Here is a 21,024-nt window from a genome sequence, read left to right on the forward strand (position 1 = left end):
CAACGATGATCACCTCCCGACGTTTCGTGCCGGTGGCCGCCCTCGCCGCGGCCGTGCTGCTGGTGGCAGGGGCTGCCACCGCTGCCGAAGCCGTACTGCACCCGTTCCTGGCCGCGCAGCCGAAGCAGGCCCCGCAGGAAGTGAACCTGGCGGTGGAGATCCCCGCCGGCAGCTTCACCAAGTACGAGATCAAGGAAGACGGGCTGGTCCATGTGGACCGGTTCCAGTCGATGCCGGTGGCCTATCCGGCCAACTATGGCTCGATGCCGCGCACCCTGGCCGGTGACAACGACCCGCTGGACGCCCTGGTGCTGACCCGCGAGCCGCTGCATCCGGGCGTGATCGTGCGCTTCCGTCCGATCGGCTACCTGAGGATGATCGACAACGGTGAGCACGACGCGAAGGTGATCGGCGTGCCCACCGACAAGGTGGACCCCAGCTACGCCAATATCCGCGACCTGGCCGATCTCCCCGAGATCGAGCGGCAGCGCATCGAAGCCTTTTTCCGTGTCTACAAGGACCTGCCAGCCGGGCGCAATCCGGTGCAGCTCAACGGCTGGGGCAATGCGGCCGAAGCCCGTGCGCTGATCAGCGAGGCGATGCAGCGTTTCGAAAAGTAGATCCACGCCATGCGTGGATTCACCCCTGCAGCGTCTCGATGAACGACTCGGCCTGCAGGCGGTCGCCCAGCACCTGGGCCACCGCCTGCACGGCTGTCTCCTGGTGCTCGGCGCGGATGCCGCCCTCGTCGTCATCGTTGTAGAGATCATCGCCGGCTTGCAGATACACCGCACCGACGGCGGCCAGCGCGGCCATCAGGGTCTGCAGGTCATCCAGGAACACACCGGCGTCCCAGTGCCCGCGCCCATGCTGGGCAAACAGAATGCGGCCATCGTCCATGTCCAGGATGAAGGGGTCGGCGCCAAGGTCGGCAATCACCAGCCAGTTCGAAGGCCAGTCCTCGAACGGCTCGCCGCTGATGCCATGCCAGCGATAACCGGCCTGGTGGCTCCACAGGCGCTGCAAGGGCGGAATCCAGACCTCAAGCCCGGGAATGGTGATGCCGGCATGGCCGACCTTGGCATTGATCTCGCGGCCCAGGGGCCCCACCTGCGCGTAGAAGCGGGCCACGACCGGCGGCAGCGGGAACGGTCCCTGCCAATCGTTTTCATCCTGCGCCTGCAACGGGCCGAACGCGGCGAACCGGTCACGTAGATCCTGCATGCAACGTTCCACTGGCGGGCGGGCCAGCCTAGCAGACCGCGCCGCGCGCACGGCCTTCACTGTCGCTGGCTATCATGTGCGGCACTCAGAACGAAGGCGATGCACGTGTCGGTAGCGTTGGTATGGTTCCGCCGCGATCTGCGGCTGCAGGACAATCCGGCCCTGCAGGCCGCACGCGATGCCGGGCATGACGTGGTGCCGGTCTACATCCATGCGCCGCAGGAAGAGGGCGAGTGGATGCCGGGTGCCGCGTCCGATGCCTGGCGCCACCGTTCGCTGGCGGCGCTGGATGCCGATCTGCGTGCGCGCGGTTCCGCACTGGTGCTGCGCGCCGGCGACAGCCTGGCCGAACTGCAGGCGCTGATCGAGCAGACCGGCGCCGAAGCGGTGTACTGGAACCGCAAGTACGAGCCGGCCACCCAGCCGCGCGATGCCACCATCAAGCGAACGCTGCGCGAGCAGGGCATCGATGCGCAGAGCTGCAATGGCAGCCTGTTGTTCGAACCGTGGGATATCGCCACCCAGCAGGGGCAGCCGTACAAGGTGTTCACCCCATACTGGCGCAACGTGCTCAGCCACTGGCGCCTGCCGGCACTGCAGGCCGCGCCGCAGCGACTGCCGGCGCACGCGGTACACGGCCTTGCGCTGGACGCGCTGCAGCTGGCGCCCACGCTGGACTGGGACAGCGGCTTCTGGGAGCACTGGCAGCCGGGCGAAGCCGGTGCGCTGGAAGCGCTGTCGGTGTTCGAAGACGGTGCGTTGCGTGGCTACCGCGAGCAGCGTGACCTGCCTGATCGCGTAGGCACCTCGCGCATGTCGCCGCACCTGCATTTCGGTGAGATCGCACCGTGGCGCATCGCCCACGCGCTGGAAGCCCAGCGCAGCGCCGGTACCGACGCCGATATCGATGGCTACCTGCGCCAGCTGGGCTGGCGCGACTTCGCCTACCACCTGCTGCACCACTTCCCGAAAACGCCCACCGACAATCTCAATCCGCGTTTCGATCGCTTTCCGTGGGCCAATCCCAGCGCCGCGCAGCTGCACGATTGGCAGCGTGGCAACACCGGTGTGCCGATCGTCGATGCCGGTCTGCGCGAACTCTGGCACACCGGCTACATGCACAACCGGGTTCGCATGATCGTGGCCAGCTACCTGTGCAAGCACCTGCGCGCACATTGGCTGCACGGCGCACGCTGGTTCTGGGACACCCTGGTCGATGCGGACCTGGCCAACAACACGATGGGCTGGCAGTGGGTGGCCGGCACCGGTGCCGATGCGGCGCCGTACTTCCGTGTGTTCAATCCGGTCACCCAGGCCGAGAAATTCGATCCGCAGGCGCGCTACATCAGCCGCTGGGTACCGGAACTGGCGGCGCTGCCGGTGAAGGCGCGCTTCGCCCCGTGGCAGCACCCACAGCTGCTGGCCGAGAAAGCGCCCGGCTACCCGCGCACGCCGCTGGTCGACCTGGCGGCCGGCCGCGACGCCGCGCTGGCCGCCTACCGAAGCACGGGCGGGGCGTAAAGAGGCTGGATGAAGGCCGGGTCAGAAAGCTGAATGCAGCACGTCCGGCCTTCACATTCATCATCCCGGCATCGCGCCGGCGTGTATATCCTCCTGAGCGTTCGCACGCCGCATCGGCCGGCATCCAAGGAGACCACCCATGATCCGCAACACCACCCGCAACGTCGCACTGGCCCTGATGACTGCCGCCGCGCTGAGTGCGTGCGCCACCGGCGGCTCCTACGTGCAGAGCGATCAGTACGGCAATCCGACCGAGCAGCAGAACCGCACCGGTCGTGGCGCGCTGATCGGCACCGCCGTGGGTGTGGCGGCCGGCCTGCTGACCGGCAACAGCGCCACCGAACGCCGCCAGCATGCCTTGATCGGCGCAGGCATCGGCGCGCTCAGCGGCGCGGCCATCGGCAACTACCAGGACCGCCAGGAACGCGCGCTGCGTGAGCGCACTGCCAACACCGGCATCGACGTGCAGCGCCAGGGCGACAACATCACCCTGAACCTGCCCGATGGCATCACCTTCGATTTCGGCAAGTCGGCGCTGAAGCCGCAGTTCTACAGCTCGCTCAACGGTGTTGCCAGCACGTTGAACGAGTACAACCAGACCATGATCGAAGTGGTCGGCCACACCGACAGCATCGGCAGCGATGCGGTGAACAACCGCCTGTCCAAGGAACGTGCCGATTCGGTGGCGCAGTACCTGGTGGGCCAGGGCGTGCAGCAGGTGCGTATCGAAACTCTGGGTGCCGGCAAGGCCTACCCGATTGCCGACAACAGCACCGACGCCGGCCGCGCGCAGAACCGCCGCGTGGAAATCCGCGTGATTCCGTTGAAGCAGTAACGCGCAGCGTTACTGCTGTTCCGGCAAAGCCGGAACAAAAATGCCGCCCTTACAGGCGGCATTTTTTGTAGGTGCCGAGCGTTGCTCGGCACACTCGACTGCTTGAAAGCGTGCCGACCAAGGTCGGCACCTACCAGAAGCCGGAGTAGATCCACGCCATGCGTGGATGACGACCACCGGTCACGCCGCAGCCGTCACCTTCTCCAGAATCCGCTTGCCGCTGCTTTCCAGCGCGGCGTCTTCCTTCTCCTGCTGCCGTTGTGCCAGCTTCGCGGCCGGGCACTGGGCCAGCATGTAGTTGGCATCGAAGTTGAGCTTTTCCACCAGGAAATCGACGAAGGCGCGTACCTTCGGCGATACCAGGCGGCCGCCGGCGAACACCGCATTGAAGTCCACTTCCGGGCCGGTCCAGCCGGCCAGTACGCGGCGCACCATGCCCGATTCGACGAACGGCTTGGCCATCACATCGCCGGTCAGCAGCAGGCCTTCGCCGCACACCAGCGCACCATTGAGCGCCGACATGTCGTTGGCGGTCATCAGGGGGGTGACCGGGAAGTCACGCAGCTCGCCGCCGTTCTCACCCAGCTGCCAGGTGAAGCGCGGCGAATTGCCGGTGTGGTGCGGCTTGCGCATCGCCAAGATGCGGTGGAACTGCAGCTCTTCCGGGTGCAGCGGCTCGCCGTAGCGTTCAATGTAGGCCGGGCTGGCGAACACCTGGGTGCGCAGGCTGCCCAGCTTGCGCGCCACCAGGTTGGAATCGGGCAGGGCACCCACGCGCAGGGCCAGGTCGGCTTCGCCTGCAATCAGGTCCAGCTTCTCGTTGCCCATGTGCATGTCCAGGCGGATTTCCGGGTACTGCGCATGGAACTGGCCCAGCAGCGGTGCGATCCAGGTGATGCCGATCGAGTAGGGCACGGTGAAGCGCAGCCAGCCGCGCGGGCCCGACTGCAACTGGCTGACCGCGCTCTCGGCTTCTTCCAGTTCACGCGCGATGCGCTGGCAATGCTCGTGGTAGATCGAACCGGCCTCGGTCAGGCCGAGCCGGCGCGTGGTCCGGTGCAGCAGGCGCGCGCCCAGGCGCGTTTCCAGTTCCTGCACCTTGCGGCTGACGGTGGTCTTGGGCAGGCCGAGCGACTTGGCGGCAGCGATGAAGCTGCCTTGCTCGACCACCTTGACGAAGATCAGGGTTTCATTGAGATCGTGGGACATGATCGGGATCCTGGACGCCGGGGACGGGGATATCGTGACAGAACGATTGGACCGGAGACGGGATGATTATTCCCCTTAATCCGGACTAATCAAGTAAAGGTTTGAGGTCTATCGTGGCGCCATTCGTTGATTGGAGCCCGTCCGCCATGAGCCTGCGCAACATTCTTGCCCGCTTCCGGCTTGCCGGCCAGGACACCCTGGACCAGGCAATGACCGTGGAAGTCCGCCCGAGTTCCTTGGTGCACAAGGATTTCCGGGAGTTTACCGCGCCCCTGCGTCAACAGCGTGGCGGTGCCATCCGCCTGGCCCCGCGCCAGGGTGATCGCCTTCGTCGAATTGGGACTATCCCGGATTTGGGAGGAAATGTCCCGTGAATGGGATTCTGACCCCAGAGGTCCTGGTCCTCGGCGGCACCGGTGCGGTCGGCCAGGGAGTGGTCGGTGCGCTGCTGGAGGCCGGCAGCCCGGTGCTGGTGGTCGGCCGCGATCCCGGCCGCCTGGCAGCACTGCACGAACAGTTCGCCGATGAGCCGGGCCTGCAGACGATGCTCGGCTCGCTCAGCGACGATGCGTCGGCGCGCACCGTGGCCGAGCGCGTGGCACAGCGCCCGCGTCCGCTGGCCGCCGTGGTGGCGGCCATGGGCGGCCCGTACAACCGTGGCCGGGTCACCGCGCGCAGCGGCGATGCGCTGCTGGGCGCGCTGCAGGCCGACCTGATGCCGCACGTGCACGCCGCACGCCATCTGCTGCCGTTGCTGCAGGACAACCCGCACGCGCGCCGCTATGTGCTGATCGGCAGTCCGGCCGGTGCCAAGCCATGGGCCGGCTACGGCGAGACCTCGATCACCACCGCAGCGCTGCGCATGTACGCGCAGGTGGTGCACCAGGAAGCGCAGGCGATGGGCGTGCGCGCGCAGATGCTGGAGGTCGGCAATCCGGTCTGTACCCCCAGCAATGCGGCCAACGCCTGCATCGAATGGCCCAGCTCGCTGCTGGTCGGCCGCCGCGTGGTGTCCCTGCTGGATGGCTGCCGCGACAACCGCGCCATCGTCCGCTGTGACAGCAGTGATGCCGAACTGCCGCGCGGGCTGTTGAACCTGGACCTGCCACCGCTGTGGCGCGACACCGCAGGCGTTGCTTGACCTCAACCATCGTTGAGGTCGCAGGCTACGCCGCCAGAAAAACGAACACGTCACCGAACCACCACCCCTTCCGTACGGATGCATGCCATGACTTCCCCCAACACCCCTCCACACCGTATCGGTCATCGCCTGGCGATGGCCGGTGTCTCCATCCTTGCCGCGGCGGTGCTGGCCGCCTGCAGTGGCGGTCATGCCGAAGAGGCCGGTGCACCGCCGCCGCCGCAGGTCAGCGCCGCGCCGGTACTGGTCAAGCAGGTCAGCCAGTGGGACGAATTCAGCGGCCGCGTTGAAGCCGTGCAGAGCGTCGAGCTGCGTCCGCGCGTGTCCGGCTACATCGACAAGGTCAACTATGTCGAAGGCGAAGAAGTGAAGAAGGGCGCCGTCCTGTTCACCATCGACGCGCGCAGCTACCAGGCGGAGTACGATCGCGCCGCCGCTGAACTGGCCCGTGCCCGCACCCAGGCCAGCCTGGCACGCAGCGAATCCGAGCGCGCCAAGCGTCTGTCCGAACAGCAGGCCATTTCCACCGAAACTGCTGAACAGCGTCGTGCTGCTGCGGACCAGTCCGGCGCTGCCGTGCAGGCCGCGCAGGCCGCGCTGGATGCGGCGCGCCTGAACCTGGAGTTCACCAAGGTCCGTGCGCCCATCGATGGCCGTGCCGGCCGCGCGATGGTCACTGCCGGCAACCTGGTGACCGCCGGCGACAGCGCCAGCGTACTGACCACGCTGGTGTCGCTGGACACGGTGTTCGTCTACTTCGATGCCGACGAAAGCACCTTCCTGCGCTACACCCAGATGGCCCGCAACGGCCAGCGCCCGAGCGAGCGTGACAGCGAACTGCCGGTGAAGGTCGGCCTGTCCGGCGAAGACGGCTACCCGCACACCGGCAAGGTCGACTTCCTCGACAACCAGGTCACCCGCAGCACCGGCACCATCCGCGTGCGTGCGCTGCTGGACAATGCCGACCGCCAGTTCACCCCCGGCCTGTTCGCTCGCGTGCAGCTGCTGGGCAGCGGCCAGTTCGAAGCCCGCCTGATCGATGACAAGGCGGTGCTGACCGACCAGGACCGCAAGTACGTGTACGTGGTCGACAAGGACGGCAAGGCGCAGCGGCGCGATGTCCGCCTGGGCCGTACCGCCGAAGGCCTGCGCATCGTCGAAGACGGTCTGGCTGCCGGTGACAAGGTGATCATCGACGGCGTGCAGAAGGTCTTCATGCCGGGCATGCCGGTGCAGGCCAAGGCGGTGGCGATGCAGCCGCAGCCGGCCCCCGCACCGGGCCGCGATGCGACCGCCGCACTGAAGCACTGATCCGCGTTTCCCTCTAGCTGCCGGCGCCTGCGGCAGCCTTCCCTGCCTTCGTCATTTCGACGAGGGGCAGGGCGGCTGTTGCCCGTCGGTGGCATTTCCCAGGAATTCCTCCATGGACTTTTCCCGTTTCTTCATCGACAGGCCGATCTTCGCGGCGGTGCTGTCGATCGTGATCTTCGCCGCTGGCCTGATCTCGATCCCCATCCTGCCGATCGGCGAGTACCCCGAAGTGGTGCCGCCCTCGGTGGTCGTGCGCACGGTCTACCCGGGCGCCAACCCCAAGGTCATTGCTGAAACCGTGGCCACCCCGCTGGAAGAAGCGATCAACGGCGTCGAGGGCATGATGTATCTCAAGTCGGTGGCCGGTTCGGACGGCGTGCTGCAGATGACCATCACCTTCCGCCCGGGCACCGATCCGGACGAAGCGGCGGTGAAGGTGCAGAACCGCGTGGCCCAGGCGCAGGCGCGCCTGCCCGAAGACGTGCGCCGGCAGGGCGTGACCACGCAGAAGCAGTCGCCCACCTTCCTGATGGTGGTGCACCTGACCTCGCCCAATGGCAAGTACGACACGCTGTACCTGCGCAACTACGCACGCCTGCACGTGAAGGACGCGCTGGCGCGCATCCAGGGCGTGGGTGATGCGCAGATCTTCGGTGGCGGTGACTACGCCATGCGCGCCTGGCTGGACCCTGACAAAGTGGCCGCGCGCGGCCTGACCGCCAGCGACGTGGTGGCCGCCATGCGCGAACAGAACGTGCAGGTCTCGGCCGGCCAGCTCGGTGCCGAACCGCTGCCCAACAGCCAGTTCCTGACCCTGATCAACGCGCAGGGCCGACTGAAGAGCGAGCAGGAATTCGGCGACATCGTGCTCAAGAGCGGCACCGATGGCGAAATCGTGCGCCTGTCCGATGTGGCCCGCCTGGAACTGGGCGCCGGCGATTACACCCTGCGTTCGCAGCTGGATGGCAAGAACGCGGTAGGCATCGGCATCTTCCAGTCGCCCGGCGCCAACGCGCTGGAAATCCGTGATGCTGTGATCGGCACCATGGACGAGATGCAGAAGACGTTCCCGGCCGACGTGAAGTACGAAGCGGTGTATGACACCACCATCTTCGTGCGCGATTCGATCAAGGCCGTGGTGTCCACGCTGCTGGAAGCCATCGCCCTGGTGGTGCTGGTGGTGATCCTGTTCCTGCAGACCTGGCGCGCGTCGATCATTCCGCTGATCGCCGTGCCGGTGTCGGTGGTGGGCACGTTCGCTGCGCTGTACCTGCTGGGCTTCTCGATCAACACGCTCAGCCTGTTCGGCCTGGTGCTGGCGATCGGCATCGTGGTGGACGATGCGATCGTGGTCGTGGAAAACGTTGAACGCAACATCGAAGAAGGCCTGTCGCCCACCGCGGCGGCGCACCAGGCCATGCGCGAAGTGTCCGGGCCGATCATCGCCATCGCCCTGGTGCTGTGCGCAGTGTTCGTGCCGATGGCCTTCCTGTCCGGTGTCACCGGCCAGTTCTACAAGCAGTTCGCCGTCACCATCGCCATCTCCACGGTCATCTCGGCCATCAACTCGCTCACCCTGTCGCCGGCGCTGGCCGCGCGCCTGCTGAAGCCGCACGGTGCGCCCAAGGATGCGCCGAGCCGCCTGATCGACCGTCTTTTCGGCTGGGTGTTCCGTCCGTTCAACCGCTTCTTCAAGTCCAGCTCGGAAAAGTACGAGCGTGGTGTTTCGAAGATCCTCGGCCGTCGCGGTGCGGTGTTCGTGGTCTACGCGATCCTGCTGGTGGGTACCGGCGTGATCTTCAAGCTGGTCCCGCCCGGCTTCATTCCCACCCAGGACAAGCTGTACCTGATTGCCGGTGTGAAGCTGCCGGAAGGCTCGTCGATCGCGCGTACCGATGAAATGCTGCGCAAGGTCGCCAAGATCGCCCAGGAAACCGATGGCGTGGCCCACACCATCTCGTTCCCGGGTCTGAACGCGCTGCAGTTCACCAACACGCCCAACACCGGCGTGGCCTTCATCCCGCTCAAGCCGTTCAACGAGCGCCACGGCCGTACCGCCGCGCAGATCAATGCCGAGATCAACCAGAAGATCGCCGGCCTGCAGGAAGGCTTCGCGTTCTCGATGATGCCGCCGCCGATCCTCGGCCTGGGCAACGGCAACGGCTACCAGATGTTCATCGAAGACCGCGGCAACCTGGGCTATGGCGCCCTGCAGAATGCGGTGCAGTCGATGCAGGGTGCAGTGGCACAGACCCCGGGCATGGCGTTCCCGATCACCAGCTACCAGGCCAACGTGCCGCAGCTGGATGCGGAAGTGGACCGGGTGAAGGCCAAGGCGCAGGGCGTGCAGCTCACCGAGCTGTTCGACACCCTGCAGACCTACCTGGGCTCGGCCTACGTGAACGACTTCAACCAGTTCGGCCGTACCTGGCAGGTGATCGCCCAGGCCGATGGTCCGTTCCGTGAAAGCGTGGAAGACATCGGCAAGCTGCGTACCCGCAACGACCGTGGCGAGATGGTGCCGATCGGTTCGATGGTTACTGTGAAGCAGACCTACGGCCCGGACCCGGTGCTGCGCTTCAACGGCTACCCGGCCGCCGACCTGGCCGGTGAAGCCGACCCGCGCGTGCTGTCCTCGGCCGAAGCCATGAACAAGCTGACCGAGATCGCCGGCAAGGTGCTGCCGGTGGGCATGACCACCGAATGGACCGACCTGAGCTACCAGCAGGCGACCCAGGGCAAGGCGGCCTTCATCGTCTTCCCGGTGGCGATCATGCTGGCCTTCCTGGTGCTGGCTGCGCTGTACGAAAGCTGGTCGCTACCGCTGGCGGTGATCCTGATCGTACCGATGACCCTGCTGTCGGCCCTCTTCGGCGTGTGGCTGACCGGCGGTGACAACAACGTGTTCGTGCAGGTGGGCCTGGTGGTGCTGATGGGCCTGGCGTGCAAGAACGCGATCCTGATCGTCGAGTTCGCCCGCGAGCTGGAAATGGGCGGCAAGGGCATCGTCGAGGCCGCCCTGGAAGCCTGCCGCCTGCGCCTGCGCCCGATCGTGATGACCTCCATCGCCTTCATCGCCGGCACCGTGCCGCTGGTGCTGTCGCATGGCGCAGGTGCCGAGGTACGCTCGGTTACCGGCATCACCGTGTTCGCCGGCATGCTGGGCGTGACCCTGTTCGGCCTGTTCCTGACCCCCGTGTTCTACGTCGCCCTGCGCAAGTTCGTCACCCGCAACGGCGGTGGCCAGCTGGTGCAGCACGGCGAACCGACCATCCATCACTGACCTGGAAAACAGCGGTTGCGCCGGCCCGGTGCCGGCGCCCGCTTTCCCCTATCGAGGCATGACCCCATGAACACCCATCAGAACAAGATTGCCCTGGTTACCGGTGCCACCCGCGGCATCGGCCTGGAAACCGTGCGCCAGCTGGCGCAGGCCGGCGTGCACACGCTGCTGGCCGGTCGCAAGCGCGAAACGGCGGTGGAACAGGCGTTGCAGCTGCAGTCCGAAGGCCTGCCGGTGGAAGCCATCCAGTTGGACGTGACCGATGCGGCCAGCATTGCCGAAGCCGCCGAACAGGTGCGCCAGCGCCACGGTCGCCTGGACATCCTGGTGAACAACGCCGGCATCATGATCGAAAACCCGGCGCAGGCACCGTCCGAGCAGTCGCTCGATACCTGGCGCCGCACCTTCGACACCAACGTATATGCGCTGGTGGCCGTTACCCAGGCCTTCCTGCCGCTGGTCAAGCAGGCCAAGTCGGGCCGCATCGTCAACGTGTCCAGCATGCTCGGCTCGCAGACCCTGCATGCCGACCCGAACTCGGGCATCTACGATTTCAAGATTCCCGCCTACAACGCCTCCAAGGCGGCGGTGAACAGCTGGACCCTGGCCCTGGCCTACGAGCTGCGCAACACGCCGATCAAGGTCAACACCGTGCACCCCGGTTACGTGAAGACCGACATGAACGGTGGCAACGGCGAAATCGAAATCAGCGAAGGCGCCCGTTCCAGCGTGGAAATGGCGCTGATCGGCGAAGCCGGCGCCAGCGGCAGCTTCACCTACCTGGGCGAGGTGCTGCCGTGGTGATCCGTACCTTGGCCGCCGCCGTGTCCAGCCTGGTGCTGGCTGGCTGCGTGACCGTCGGCCCCAACTACACGGCACCGGTGCAGGAACCGGTGGCCCTGCAGAGCGCGCAGCAGACAGTGTTCAGCACGGCCGCGCCAGTGGCCAGCTGGTGGGCGCAGTTCGACGATCCGGTGCTGGAAGAGCTGGTGCACGGCGCCCTGTCGGACAACCTGGACCTGCGCGTGGCCGTGGCCCGCGTCAGCCAGGCCCGCGCGGTGTTCGTGGAAAGCCGCTTCGACCAGGCCCCGCATGTCACCGCCGGTGGCAGCTACGACCGCCGCAAGCAGCCCGATGCACAGCAGGGCGGCGAGCGGGTGTTCAGCGAAAGCTACCAGCTCGGCTTCGATGCCGGCTGGGAACTGGATCTGTTCGGCCGCAAGCGCCGCGCCGCCGAAGCCGCACGTGCCGACCTGGGCGCCGAGCAGGCCAACCTGGCCGACGCGCAGGTGCTGGTGGCGGCCGAAGTGGCGCGCAACTACTTCGAACTGCGTGGCAGCCAGAAGCGCATCGCGGTGGCCCAGCACACGCTGGAAAACCTGCGCGATACGCAGAAGCTGACCGAAGCGCGCTGGGAACTGGGCGCTGGCAGTGAACTGGACGTGCAGAGCAGCCGCGCGCGCCTGAAGGCGATCGAGGCTGACATTCCGCTGCTGGAAGTAGCCGAAGCACAGTCGCGCAACCGTCTGGCCGTGCTGCTGGGCCAGCGCCCGGAAGTGCTGACCGCGATGCTGGCCCCGCATGACGTGCCGGCATTCGCCAAGGCGCTGCCGCTGGGCGATACCCGCGAGCTGCTGCGCCAGCGTGCCGACGTGCGCATGGCCGAACGCCGTCTGGCCGCTGCCACCGCGCGGGTAGGCGTGGCTACCGCCGATCTGTTCCCGCGACTGTCGCTGTCCGGCTTCGTTGGTTTCCTCGGCGGCGATGCCAGCGGCCTGGTCAACGGCAACAACAAGGCGTGGTCGCTCACCCCGTCGATCAGCTGGGCCGCATTCGACTTCGGCACGGTGAAGGCGCGCCTGCGTGCCAGCAAGGCCGAAGCCGAAGGCGTGGCGGCGCAGTACGAACAGGCCGTGCTGCTGGCCCTGGAAGACACCGAAAACGCGCTGACCCGCTATTCCAAGCAGCAGGCGCGTCTGGCCATCGTGGTCGAGCAGGCGAAGGCGGCACGACGTGCCGAATCGCTGGCGCAGATCCGCTTCCGCGAAGGTTCGGAAGACTTCCTGACCCTGCTGGATGCGCAGCGCACCCAGTTGGCCGCCGACGATGCCCTGGCTGCGGCCGAGGCGGAAGTGAATGTCAGTGTGGTCGGTGTCTACAAGGCACTTGGCGGTTGGGGCCAGGCGCCGCAGCCGGCGGTGGCCAGCCGCTGACAGCAGGCGAGGGCATCACGTCGTATCCAGCGTGGCTGGCGGCGTGATGCCCGCGCACTGCACGGTCTGGCGGCAACGCCTGTCGGTGCCATGTCGTTTCTGACTCTGCCGGAATCTGCCTGCGCGGTGTACCTAGTGGGACACCCCCCAGCAAGGACCGGCGATGCGTGACGAGAAGCGATCCACCCAGCGGATGCTGTTTGGCGATCCCGGCCTGCCTGGGGCAGGGCTGTCGGTGGCGGTGGTGGTGCTGATGGTGCTGGCCGCGCTGACCGGCGCCGTGGGTTTCATGCGGCTGCCCGATTCCATGCTCGGCGTCGGCCTGATCTGCGTGGCCCTGTTCCTGGCGGTGGCCGCACGCATCTTCCAGGCGCGCGACCAGCACCAGGCCCTGTTCCGTCTGCTGGACAAGCGCCCCCCGCCCTGAGCAGGGGGCGTATCGGTCAGGGTGTCGGCCAGTCCAGTTCCACCACCAGCGGGAAGTGGTCCGACGGCAGCACGCCGCCGATGCGGCGGTCGTCGGTGGTGAAGCTGCGGGCGTGGAAGCCGCGCACCAGCACCCAGTCCAGCTGCGTGGTGGCCGTGCCGGTGAAATCATGGAAGGTCTTGCGCGGCCCCTTCGGTGCTGCCACCTGGGTGCGGGTGTCCTGCAGCACGCGGGTGAAGGCCTGGTAGGTGCCGCTGCCCGGTTCGCTGTTGAAGTCGCCGGTCAGCACCACCGGCAGATCCGCCGGCAGGCCGGCCACGCGCTGGGCGATCAGTTCGGCGCCCTTCTGCCGGCGCGGCTCATCCTCGTCGCGGTAGGGCAGGTGGGTGTCCATGAAGTAGAAGCGGCGGCCGTCGTCCAGGCGGCGGAACAGCGCCCAGGTGACCATGCGCGGGTACAGGTTGCCCCAGGTGATGCTGCCTGCCACGTCCGGGGTGTCCGACAGCCAGAAGTCGCCGGACTGCTCGATCGCCAGTACTTTGCTGTCGTAGAACACGCCCATGTGCTCGTCGCCGTCGCCGCCGCGGCGGCCCTTGCCGAACCAGCGGTAGCCGGGCAGATGCTCGGCCAGATAGCTGGCCTGTTCCGGCACCAGTTCCTGGGTGCCGATCACCGCCGGGTGGGCCTCAAGGATGACCTTGACCATCGCATCGCGGCGGTCCGGCCAGCGCTTGCCCGGCTCGGTATCGGCCGGCGTGCGCACGTTGAACGACATGACTTTCAGGGGTGCCGGGCTGGCAGCCCAGGCGGCGGCCGGCAGGGCCAGGGCCAACAGCGCGCAGAGCGCGGTGCGGCGGACGTGCTGCAACATCGTGGAATCCCTCCATTCCATGAAAACGATTCCAGAGGATCGCACGGATGGCATCCCGCGGATATGCCGGGTGTGGCCGCTGGCGGCCGGCAGGGGCTTCAGTCGCGTGGGGCGTCGTGCGCCTGCATGTCCTCGTGCAGGATGCGCCGCAGCTCGACGATGGCCGGTGTCGCTTCCTGCACGCTGTGGCCGGACACGATCACCTTTTCAGACTGCGCATGCGGCAGGTGCGAGCTCCAGTAGGGCACCAGGCCATCGCTGCTGTCCTGCAGCGGGCCCTGCGCGCTGGAGCGGGCAATGATGGAGTGGTAGCGCACCTTCGGCGCCATCGGCAGGTCGGTCACCGCCTTGATGAAGGCATCGTCCTTGTCCAGGTTCTGGATGCTGTTCATGCGGTAACCGTGCTTGTCATCGTTGCGTTCGATCTGGCCGTCGTTGGCCAGGCTGGCCACGTCTTCCAGCACGGTCAACGGCAGGCGCACGAACTTGCCGATCCATCGGCCCAGGCGGGTGCCGGCCACATCGGTGCCGCGGTGCGGGGTGGCGATGAACACTACCCGCGAAATCTCCGGTTCCGGCTGGAAATTCAGCAGCGGTGCGCCGCGCGTGCGCAGCAGCTCGCGCTGCACCGGCGACATCTGCGCAGTGTCCAGCAGGGTCTGCACCAGATGGTCGCCAGATGAGGAAACCAACAGCCGCGAGATCACCCCGCCCATGCTGTGCGCGACCACCACCATGTCGTGCGAGGCCACATCCTTGCCGCCCGGATCGAAGTGCGCCAGCACATCGTCCAGCGTATGCCGGATCGCATCATGGCTGAGCGCGATCGGCATGTTGGTAGGGTAGTAGAACTGCCAGATCTGGAAGTCGCGACGGATCTCCTCGTCGCGCATCAGTTCATTGGCCACGTTCACCCACGCTTCCGGGCTGCTGGCCAGGCCGTGGATCATCAGCAGCACGCGCCGGTCCGGGTCGAACGGCTGCATCATGAACAGATGCGGGCGCTCGATGCCGCCCTTGCCACCGAACAGCGAGCGCAACGACTGCCGGCTGAAATTGGAGCGCGCCAGCCACAGCGCATAGCCGGCGGTGAAGTTGGCCGCCAGCGGCACCTGTTCGCCATGCAGCTGCACTTCGGACACCTGATAGGGGTCGTGGATTTCCAGCGTGGGCGCGTTGTCGTGCAGCACTTCCCACAGGTTGGCGCCGGCAAAGCGCAGCAGCACCGTCATCGACGGCGAGGGCATCTCGCTCCAGTCGCGCACGGTGGTGGCGGCAGCCGCCTGCGGACTGCCCGGCGCTGCCGCCGGCGCAGCAGCAGGCTGCTCGCTGGGGTCGGCCATCACCGCCACCAGCTCGGCACCGAAGCCATCGCGGCGGTGCACGCTGCGCAGGGTGCCGGTGAAGGACATCGACGCGGCCGGCACCAGCTCGACCAGTTGCCGGCCATCCTGGGTGGCACCGTCGGCATCGGGCGCCAGCACGAATGTCCACGGCCCCACCTGCAAGCGCGAACGGTCGCTGCCGGCGTCGCCGCGCGAATACACCTCGAACAGCATCACCGAGGCTTCCTGCACGGCCAGGTTGTAGTAATCGCGCACCTGGGTCTGGCGGTCTTCGAAGCCGCGCTGGTTGGCGGTGCGCTCGGTGAAGAACAGATACGCGTAGGCCTGGCGGGCCACCTGCATCCACGCATCCAGGCGTGGCTGGAAGCCGGCATCGAGCGGGGCCAGCGGCTGCGTCGGCGTCGCCGCACGTGCCGCGGCCGGGGATTCGCGCTTGGGCGCGGGCAGGCTCATCGCATACTGCAGCCACAGTTCGGCCAGGCTGGAACGCTTGTCTTCCTCGCGCACCACGATGCTCGCTTCCATTGCCTCGATGCACGCCGGGCCCGGCTTGGCGCATGCGGTTTCGTCGAGCCCGGCCACGCGCAGCGTTTCCCAGGTGGCCGCACTCAGCTTGCCGCTGGTCAGGATGTCACCGCGCTTGAGCGCGATGTACTGGCCCGGGGTGACCGTACCCACCTGCACCGACGGGCCGAACTGGCGCAGCGTGGCGCAGCCGTTCAGCAGCAGCAGGGCGGTGGCGGCCAGCGCCATGTGGCGAACGACGGTGAAACCCGGTAATGCCATGCAGTCCTCCTGCGCAGTGGCGCCACTCTAGCCGGAGCGGCGTCAACGCGGAAGAAAGTGGCGGCGTGTGTGACACTGCGGGCCTTGCGCTGACGCCTGGGGAAGCCGATGCACCTGCTGGAAACCCGCATTCCGCCCCCGCTGGTCATGCTGCTGTGCGGCCTGGCGGGGTGGGCGCTGGACGGCCTGCTGCCCGGGTGGCCACTGCCTGTGCCGGCCTGGGCAGCGGTTTCCATCGGCGTGCTGGGCCTGCTGTTGAACCTGCTGCCGAAGTGGACCTTCGGCCGCGTGCGCACCACGGTGAATCCCCTGCGGCCGGCGTCGACCACGGTGCTGGTGACCAGCGGCATCTATCGCTACAGCCGCAACCCCATGTACCTGGGCCAGGCGCTGGTGCTGCTGGGCGCGATGCTGCTGCTGCGCAACGCGCTGGCGCTGCTGGTGGTGCCGTTGTTCGTGGCGTGGATCACCCGCCTGCAGATCGTGCCGGAAGAGCGCGCGCTGGCCGCGCGCTTTGGTGCCCGCTACGCGGCATTCCGCAGCCAGGTGCGGCGCTGGATGTAGGCGCCGTGCCGCGCAGGGTTACGGGGAGATCTGGCAGCTGACCGCGGCCGAATAGCCCTCGTAATCGTCGGCCGCGCCCACGTGCTGGGTGTGGCGGGCATCGACCTTGCGGATGTAGGACGGCGCCTCGGTGTCGGCATCATCGTTCACCGTGGTGACCGACAGACTGCGGCCAACCTGCGCGGCGGTGATGCCCTGCAGGTACACGTGGATGCTCTTCTGCCCGCCGGCAATCACGCTGACATCGGCACTGGTCACGCTGCCGCCCAGCAGCGCCACTTTGCCGCCCTTGGGCTGGAACACGCCACCCGGAACCGGGGTCAGCCCGGCCGCGCGCAGCGCCTGTTCGGCCTGGGCGTGGGTGAAATCGGAACCGGGCCGGCAGGCCAGCAGGGTTTCCAGGGCGGCGGTGGGCTTGGCGGCGGGCGCGGCGGTGGCTGTGGTGGTGGTGGCGACAGTGGCCAGGGCGAGCAGCAGGGCGGGCAGGTGGAGGTTCATTGCAGATCCTTCTGGGGTGGCCGGGCAGGGCGTGTGGCCGTTGGTTCTGCAGTGTGCGGCAGGTGCGGGTGGGCTGTCACCGCGGGGAGGGACGCGGAAACAAAAAAGCCGAAACCCCTTGCTAGGAGATCCGGCTTCTTGCGGCCTCGACAGGCCATACAGATGGTGGAGGTGGGCGGAATTGAACCGCCGTCCGAAGGCACTCCATCCCCAGCACTACATGCTTAGCTCACCGTTGGATCTCGCCCCCGAGCAGCACGGTGTGCAAAGCGCACCCGGGGACCAGCCTGTTGTGTTCTAGTGCCGGACTGACAGGCAGCCGCCCAGCGCGATTCCATGATAGTGACTCTACACCGCGAGCATGGACACAAGCGGTTTCGAGGCTTAGGCCTTAAGCGGCCAGAGCGTAGTTGTCGTCGTTGGCAACTAGAGTTTTGCAGCTGGATTTACGAGGAAAGCTACCCCCTCGGCATGCGCCAGGCGACTTCACAACCCCCGTCGAAACCAATGCACCCCCGGTTTCTACAGTGCTGCAAGGTACAAGGCCGGTTCCGTGTTGCCACGGCACAAGCCTGCCCAACGCCTGTAATGCTACGGCAAAAATGCTGAACCGTCACCTTTGCCGGTTTTTCAATCCGCAACAGGTTGTAGAGCCTTTGTCATAGCGGATTGCTAACTTCCCGGGCACGAAATTGCGACACACTGGCAGCGACCATCCGAGCCAGGATCGACACGGAGACAGTGGGTGACCGAAGCCAAGCAACAGCGCAGCCTGCGACAACTGGTCGGGCCGGTGGGTGCCGACTACCAGCGCCGGGCGGTGCCGCCGGTTTGGGTGTGGGCGGTCATGGCGATGCTGCTGGCGGCCACCTGGCTGAGTGAGTTGCCGGCCACGGCCGCGGCGGCGCTGGTGGCCAGTGCGGTGGTGGTGCATTGGCCGCAGCGCGGGCGCATGCACTGGCTGGGCTGGCGGTTGCCGGCGCTGGCCGTGCTGGCGGCCCTGCTGTGGGGGCCGGACGTGCTGGCGCAATGGTTCGAGCATGGGCTGGCGTTGACCCTGATGTCGCTGGCCAGCCTGAGCATGGGCGTGCATGTGTGGCAGTCGCGGCAGACCGCGCGGCAGCTGCAGGGTGCGGCCGATGCCCTGGACGATGCGCAGCTGATGTCGCTGCTGCCGGCCGACGCGGCGCGCCTGGCCCAGCAGTGGCGCGCCGGCGATGACCGCCATGCGCCGGAACTGGCGGTGGTGATGCACCTGGCGGTGATGCATGCGGCGCTGGCGCCGCGCCTGGGCGGGCGGGGCATGCTGGCCGGTTGACCGGGGCGGGGGGTAGAGTCGAGCTTGCTCGACTGCTCCACGCCCTGGGTAGAGTCGAGCTTGCTCGACTGATCGGTCCGCCACAGTCGAGCAAGCTCGACTCTACGAAGCGAGGCAACAGCAGTCGAGCAAGCTTGACTCTACGAAGCGAGGCAACAGCAGTCGAGCAAGCTCGACTCTACGACGCGAGGCAACAGCAGTCGAGCAAGCTCGACTCTACCAGGCAGGGCAGCCGAGCATGGCTCGGCTCTACGGGGGCGGGGCGGTGCTTCAGGCGTCGCGGTTGCCGCGGCGCATCACGCGCTGCTTTTCGATGGCCCAGTCGCGGTCCTTGGCGGCATCGCGCTTGTCGTGGGTCTGCTTGCCCTTGGCCAGCGCCACTTCCAGCTTGATCTTGTTCTTGCTCCAGTACATGGCGGTGGGCACGATCGTGTAGCCATCGCGCTCGACCTTGCCGACCAGCTTGTCGATCTCGCTCCGGTGCAGCAGCAGCTTGCGCTCGCGGCGGTCGTTGGCCACCACGTGGGTCGAGGCCTGGATCAACGGGGTGATCTGCGCGCCGATCAGGAAGATCTCGCCCTGCTTCACGTACGCGTAGGCGTCGATGATGTTGCCGCGCCCGGCGCGGATCGACTTCACCTCCCAGCCCTGCAGGGCCAAGCCCGCCTCGAAGCGCTCTTCGATGTGGTACTCGTGGCGGGCACGCTTGTTCAACGCGATGGTCTTGTTGGCCGTCGCGTTCTTTGCTTTATCCTTGCCGCTGTTCTTGCTCATTTCCGTATTGTCTCCGATTCGGGCCCGCCCGGTCGATTGCCGAAACGTTCCGTCTTTATGCCTACTATCCGCCGCAGCGCCCTGGTCGAACATTCCTCCGCCCGCATGTTCGATCTCGTCAACGACGTGCAGGCCTATCCGCGCCGCTTCCGCTGGTGTTCCGATGCCCGCATCCTGGAACAGGGCGAGGACCGGCTGGTGGCCCGCCTGGACCTGGGCCTTGGCTCGTTCAGCACCTGGTTCCAGACCGAAAACACCCTGCAGCGCCCGCACAGCATTGATATGCAGCTGCGCGACGGCCCGTTCAAGCAGCTGCACGGCCGCTGGGAGTTCCATGCCCTGGCCGAGGATGCCTGCAAGGTGACCCTGACCCTGGAATTCGAACCCAGCTCACGCCTGCTCGGGCCGGCGCTGGCCATCGGCTTCCAGGGGCTGGCCGATCGCATGGTCAACGATTTCGTGCGCGTGGCCGACGAGGGCTGAGCGATGATCGAGGTCGAGGTGGTGCTGGCCTGGCCGCAGCGCGTGCTGGCGCGCCGGCTGCAACTGGAAGAGGGCGCCACCGTGGCCGATGCGGTCGCTGCCGCCGCGCTGGAAGGCAGTGCCGACTGCCCTGCGCTGGCCGTGCATGGCGTGCTGGCCCGCCCGCAGCAGGTGCTGCACGACGGCGACCGGGTGGAACTGCTGCGCCCGCTGCTGGCCGACCCCAAGGACAACCGGCGCAAGCGCGCACGCGGCGACTGAACCGCGCCACCGCCAGGCGGCGCGGCCAAGCGGGGCTCAGCGGCCCTTCTTCTTGTCCTTCGGCAGGTTGCGGCCGAACTGGCGCACGGTCTGCTGGGCCAGGGCCTTGTCGTTGGCCGGGAAGTAATCGCCTTCCCAACGGGTGACCACGTCGTTTTCGAAGTACACGGTGAAGTTCTTCACTTCGGTACGGCCGAGGCGGTTCACGCGCTCGCTGGAGGTGTAGTCCCAGCGCTGGGCATGGAAGGGATCGGGCACCGAGGGCGTGCCCAGCAGCGCATTCACCTGCTGCTTGCTCTGGCCGACCTGCAGCTTGGCAACGGCGTCCTCGCGGATCAGGTTGCCCTGGTAGATCGGTTGCTTGTAGATGATGCCGCACCCGGTGGTGGACAGAGCGATGGTGGCGACCAGCAGGAGATTGCGCATCGGAAAGGGCGTTTGGGGAAATCGAACCGATGATACACTCCCGGCGTGCCACCGCGACCCAATCCGAGGCAGCTGGCGCTAAATCGCCAATGAACGGAGACCTATGGAAACCCACGACCTGCGCAAAGTCGGCCTGAAGGTGACCCATCCGCGGATGCGGATCCTGGCGCTGCTCGAGCAGCGCAATGCCCAGCACCACATGACCGCCGAAGACATCTACCGCCAGCTGCTGGAGCACGGCGACGAGATCGGCCTGGCCACGGTGTACCGGGTGCTGACCCAGTTCGAGGCCGCCGGCCTGGTGCTGAAGCACAACTTCGAAGGCGGCCAGGCCGTCTACGAGCTGGACCGCGGCGGCCACCACGACCACATGGTCGATGTGGACAGCGGCAAGATCATCGAGTTCGAAAGCCACGAAATCGAAGAGCTGCAGCGCAAGATCGCGGCCGAGCATGGCTACGAGCTGGAAGAGCATTCGCTGGTGCTGTACGTGCGCAAGAAGCGCAAGTAACGGTTTCCCGCCTGCTGAGATG

22 protein-coding genes and 1 other RNA gene are annotated in these 21,024 nt (G+C 66.9%); 15 read left to right on the forward strand and 8 right to left on the reverse strand.

All coding sequences use genetic code 11. The features are described 5' to 3' along the window. Positions 1-5: 5 nt before the first annotated feature. Positions 6-620: an inorganic diphosphatase gene (locus C1930_RS08255; protein ID WP_108771466.1), complete on the forward strand. Its 615-nt coding sequence runs from the start codon at positions 6-8 to the stop codon at positions 618-620. A gap of 19 nt (positions 621-639) precedes the next feature. On the opposite strand, the gene C1930_RS08260 is transcribed toward C1930_RS08255, so the two are convergent. Beyond that, positions 640-1,224 carry a hypothetical protein gene (locus C1930_RS08260; RefSeq protein WP_108755940.1) on the reverse strand — a complete coding sequence of 195 codons (585 nt, stop codon included), beginning with the start codon at positions 1,222-1,224 and terminating at the stop codon, positions 640-642. 105 nt (positions 1,225-1,329) lie between these two features. On the opposite strand from C1930_RS08260, the gene C1930_RS08265 reads away from it, so the two are divergent. Further along, on the forward strand, positions 1,330-2,745 hold the full coding sequence (locus C1930_RS08265; RefSeq protein ID WP_199912416.1) for a deoxyribodipyrimidine photo-lyase: 1,416 nt from the start codon (positions 1,330-1,332) through the stop codon (positions 2,743-2,745). A 139-nt stretch (positions 2,746-2,884) separates the two neighbouring features. Continuing rightward, positions 2,885-3,580 carry an OmpA family protein gene (locus C1930_RS08270; RefSeq protein WP_108749307.1) on the forward strand — a complete coding sequence of 232 codons (696 nt, stop codon included), beginning with the start codon at positions 2,885-2,887 and terminating at the stop codon, positions 3,578-3,580. Positions 3,581-3,760: 180 nt separating this feature from the next. Here C1930_RS08270 and C1930_RS08275 read toward each other — a convergent pair whose 3' ends face one another. Next, positions 3,761-4,789: a LysR family transcriptional regulator gene (locus tag C1930_RS08275; protein WP_108749308.1), complete on the reverse strand. Its 1,029-nt coding sequence runs from the start codon at positions 4,787-4,789 to the stop codon at positions 3,761-3,763. A gap of 146 nt (positions 4,790-4,935) precedes the next feature. Between C1930_RS08275 and C1930_RS08280 the strand changes: the two genes are divergently transcribed. The 7 genes from C1930_RS08280 to C1930_RS08310 all read left to right on the forward strand — a co-directional run bounded on the left by C1930_RS08280 (position 4,936) and on the right by C1930_RS08310 (position 13,164). Then, a complete protein-coding gene (locus C1930_RS08280) occupies positions 4,936-5,163 on the forward strand; it encodes a hypothetical protein (protein ID WP_108755942.1) in 228 nt (75 codons plus the stop codon). Then, positions 5,160-5,930: an SDR family NAD(P)-dependent oxidoreductase gene (locus C1930_RS08285; RefSeq protein ID WP_108752808.1), complete on the forward strand. Its 771-nt coding sequence runs from the start codon at positions 5,160-5,162 to the stop codon at positions 5,928-5,930. The genes C1930_RS08280 and C1930_RS08285 overlap by 4 nt, the downstream gene beginning before the upstream one ends. Positions 5,931-6,017: 87 nt before the next feature. Further along, positions 6,018-7,241 (forward strand): efflux RND transporter periplasmic adaptor subunit, encoded by a 1,224-nt coding sequence (locus tag C1930_RS08290; RefSeq protein ID WP_199912013.1) that lies wholly within the window; start codon positions 6,018-6,020, stop codon positions 7,239-7,241. Between the two features lie 112 nt (positions 7,242-7,353). Further along, positions 7,354-10,524, forward strand: coding sequence for a multidrug efflux RND transporter permease subunit (locus C1930_RS08295; RefSeq protein WP_108752810.1), 3,171 nt, complete (start codon positions 7,354-7,356; stop codon positions 10,522-10,524). 66 nt (positions 10,525-10,590) lie between these two features. Beyond that, complete coding sequence (locus C1930_RS08300; protein WP_108755944.1) at positions 10,591-11,328, forward strand: SDR family oxidoreductase; 738 nt, start codon at positions 10,591-10,593, stop codon at positions 11,326-11,328. Continuing rightward, entirely contained in the window at positions 11,322-12,737 is a 1,416-nt protein-coding gene (locus tag C1930_RS08305) for an efflux transporter outer membrane subunit (RefSeq protein WP_108771468.1), read from the forward strand. The genes C1930_RS08300 and C1930_RS08305 overlap by 7 nt, the downstream gene beginning before the upstream one ends. Before the next feature lie 163 nt (positions 12,738-12,900). Next, positions 12,901-13,164, forward strand: a complete 264-nt coding sequence (locus tag C1930_RS08310) for a hypothetical protein (RefSeq protein ID WP_108749314.1) — start codon at positions 12,901-12,903, stop codon at positions 13,162-13,164. A 16-nt stretch (positions 13,165-13,180) separates the two neighbouring features. On the opposite strand, the gene C1930_RS08315 is transcribed toward C1930_RS08310, so the two are convergent. Together C1930_RS08315 and C1930_RS08320 are read right to left on the reverse strand one after the other, a co-directional pair. After that, on the reverse strand, positions 13,181-14,035 hold the full coding sequence (locus tag C1930_RS08315; protein ID WP_108771469.1) for an endonuclease/exonuclease/phosphatase family protein: 855 nt from the start codon (positions 14,033-14,035) through the stop codon (positions 13,181-13,183). A gap of 98 nt (positions 14,036-14,133) precedes the next feature. Further along, positions 14,134-16,167: an alpha/beta fold hydrolase gene (locus C1930_RS08320; protein WP_108771470.1), complete on the reverse strand. Its 2,034-nt coding sequence runs from the start codon at positions 16,165-16,167 to the stop codon at positions 14,134-14,136. Between the two features lie 108 nt (positions 16,168-16,275). On the opposite strand from C1930_RS08320, the gene C1930_RS08325 reads away from it, so the two are divergent. Further along, the gene (locus tag C1930_RS08325; RefSeq protein WP_108755948.1) at positions 16,276-16,731 is read left to right on the forward strand and encodes a methyltransferase; all 456 of its coding nucleotides are present in this window, start codon (positions 16,276-16,278) and stop codon (positions 16,729-16,731) included. Positions 16,732-16,749: 18 nt separating this feature from the next. Here the strand turns inward: C1930_RS08325 and C1930_RS08330 are convergent, their stop codons facing one another. Together C1930_RS08330 and ssrA are read right to left on the reverse strand one after the other, a co-directional pair. Further along, entirely contained in the window at positions 16,750-17,229 is a 480-nt protein-coding gene (locus C1930_RS08330) for a hypothetical protein (protein ID WP_234412750.1), read from the reverse strand. Between the two features lie 163 nt (positions 17,230-17,392). After that, positions 17,393-17,746: a transfer-messenger RNA gene (gene ssrA, locus C1930_RS08335) on the reverse strand. Positions 17,747-17,974: 228 nt separating this feature from the next. Between ssrA and C1930_RS08340 the strand changes: the two genes are divergently transcribed. Continuing rightward, entirely contained in the window at positions 17,975-18,547 is a 573-nt protein-coding gene (locus C1930_RS08340) for a hypothetical protein (RefSeq protein WP_108771471.1), read from the forward strand. A 270-nt stretch (positions 18,548-18,817) separates the two neighbouring features. Here C1930_RS08340 and smpB read toward each other — a convergent pair whose 3' ends face one another. Beyond that, entirely contained in the window at positions 18,818-19,321 is a 504-nt protein-coding gene (gene smpB, locus C1930_RS08345; protein ID WP_065722998.1) for an SsrA-binding protein SmpB, read from the reverse strand. 57 nt (positions 19,322-19,378) lie between these two features. Here smpB and C1930_RS08350 point away from each other — a divergent pair, with 57 nt between their 5' ends. Both C1930_RS08350 and C1930_RS08355 read left to right on the forward strand, forming a co-directional pair. Next, a complete protein-coding gene (locus C1930_RS08350) occupies positions 19,379-19,804 on the forward strand; it encodes a type II toxin-antitoxin system RatA family toxin (protein WP_108749327.1) in 426 nt (141 codons plus the stop codon). Between the two features lie 3 nt (positions 19,805-19,807). Next, positions 19,808-20,065, forward strand: coding sequence for an RnfH family protein (locus C1930_RS08355; protein ID WP_108752817.1), 258 nt, complete (start codon positions 19,808-19,810; stop codon positions 20,063-20,065). Between the two features lie 36 nt (positions 20,066-20,101). Here the strand turns inward: C1930_RS08355 and bamE are convergent, their stop codons facing one another. Continuing rightward, on the reverse strand, positions 20,102-20,491 hold the full coding sequence (gene bamE / locus C1930_RS08360) for an outer membrane protein assembly factor BamE (protein WP_108749329.1): 390 nt from the start codon (positions 20,489-20,491) through the stop codon (positions 20,102-20,104). A 103-nt stretch (positions 20,492-20,594) separates the two neighbouring features. Here bamE and fur point away from each other — a divergent pair, with 103 nt between their 5' ends. After that, entirely contained in the window at positions 20,595-21,002 is a 408-nt protein-coding gene (gene fur / locus C1930_RS08365) for a ferric iron uptake transcriptional regulator (RefSeq protein WP_108749330.1), read from the forward strand. The last annotated feature ends 22 nt before the right edge of the window (positions 21,003-21,024 follow it).

This window comes from Stenotrophomonas sp. SAU14A_NAIMI4_8, assembly GCF_003086695.1.
GTDB lineage: Bacteria > Pseudomonadota > Gammaproteobacteria > Xanthomonadales > Xanthomonadaceae > Stenotrophomonas.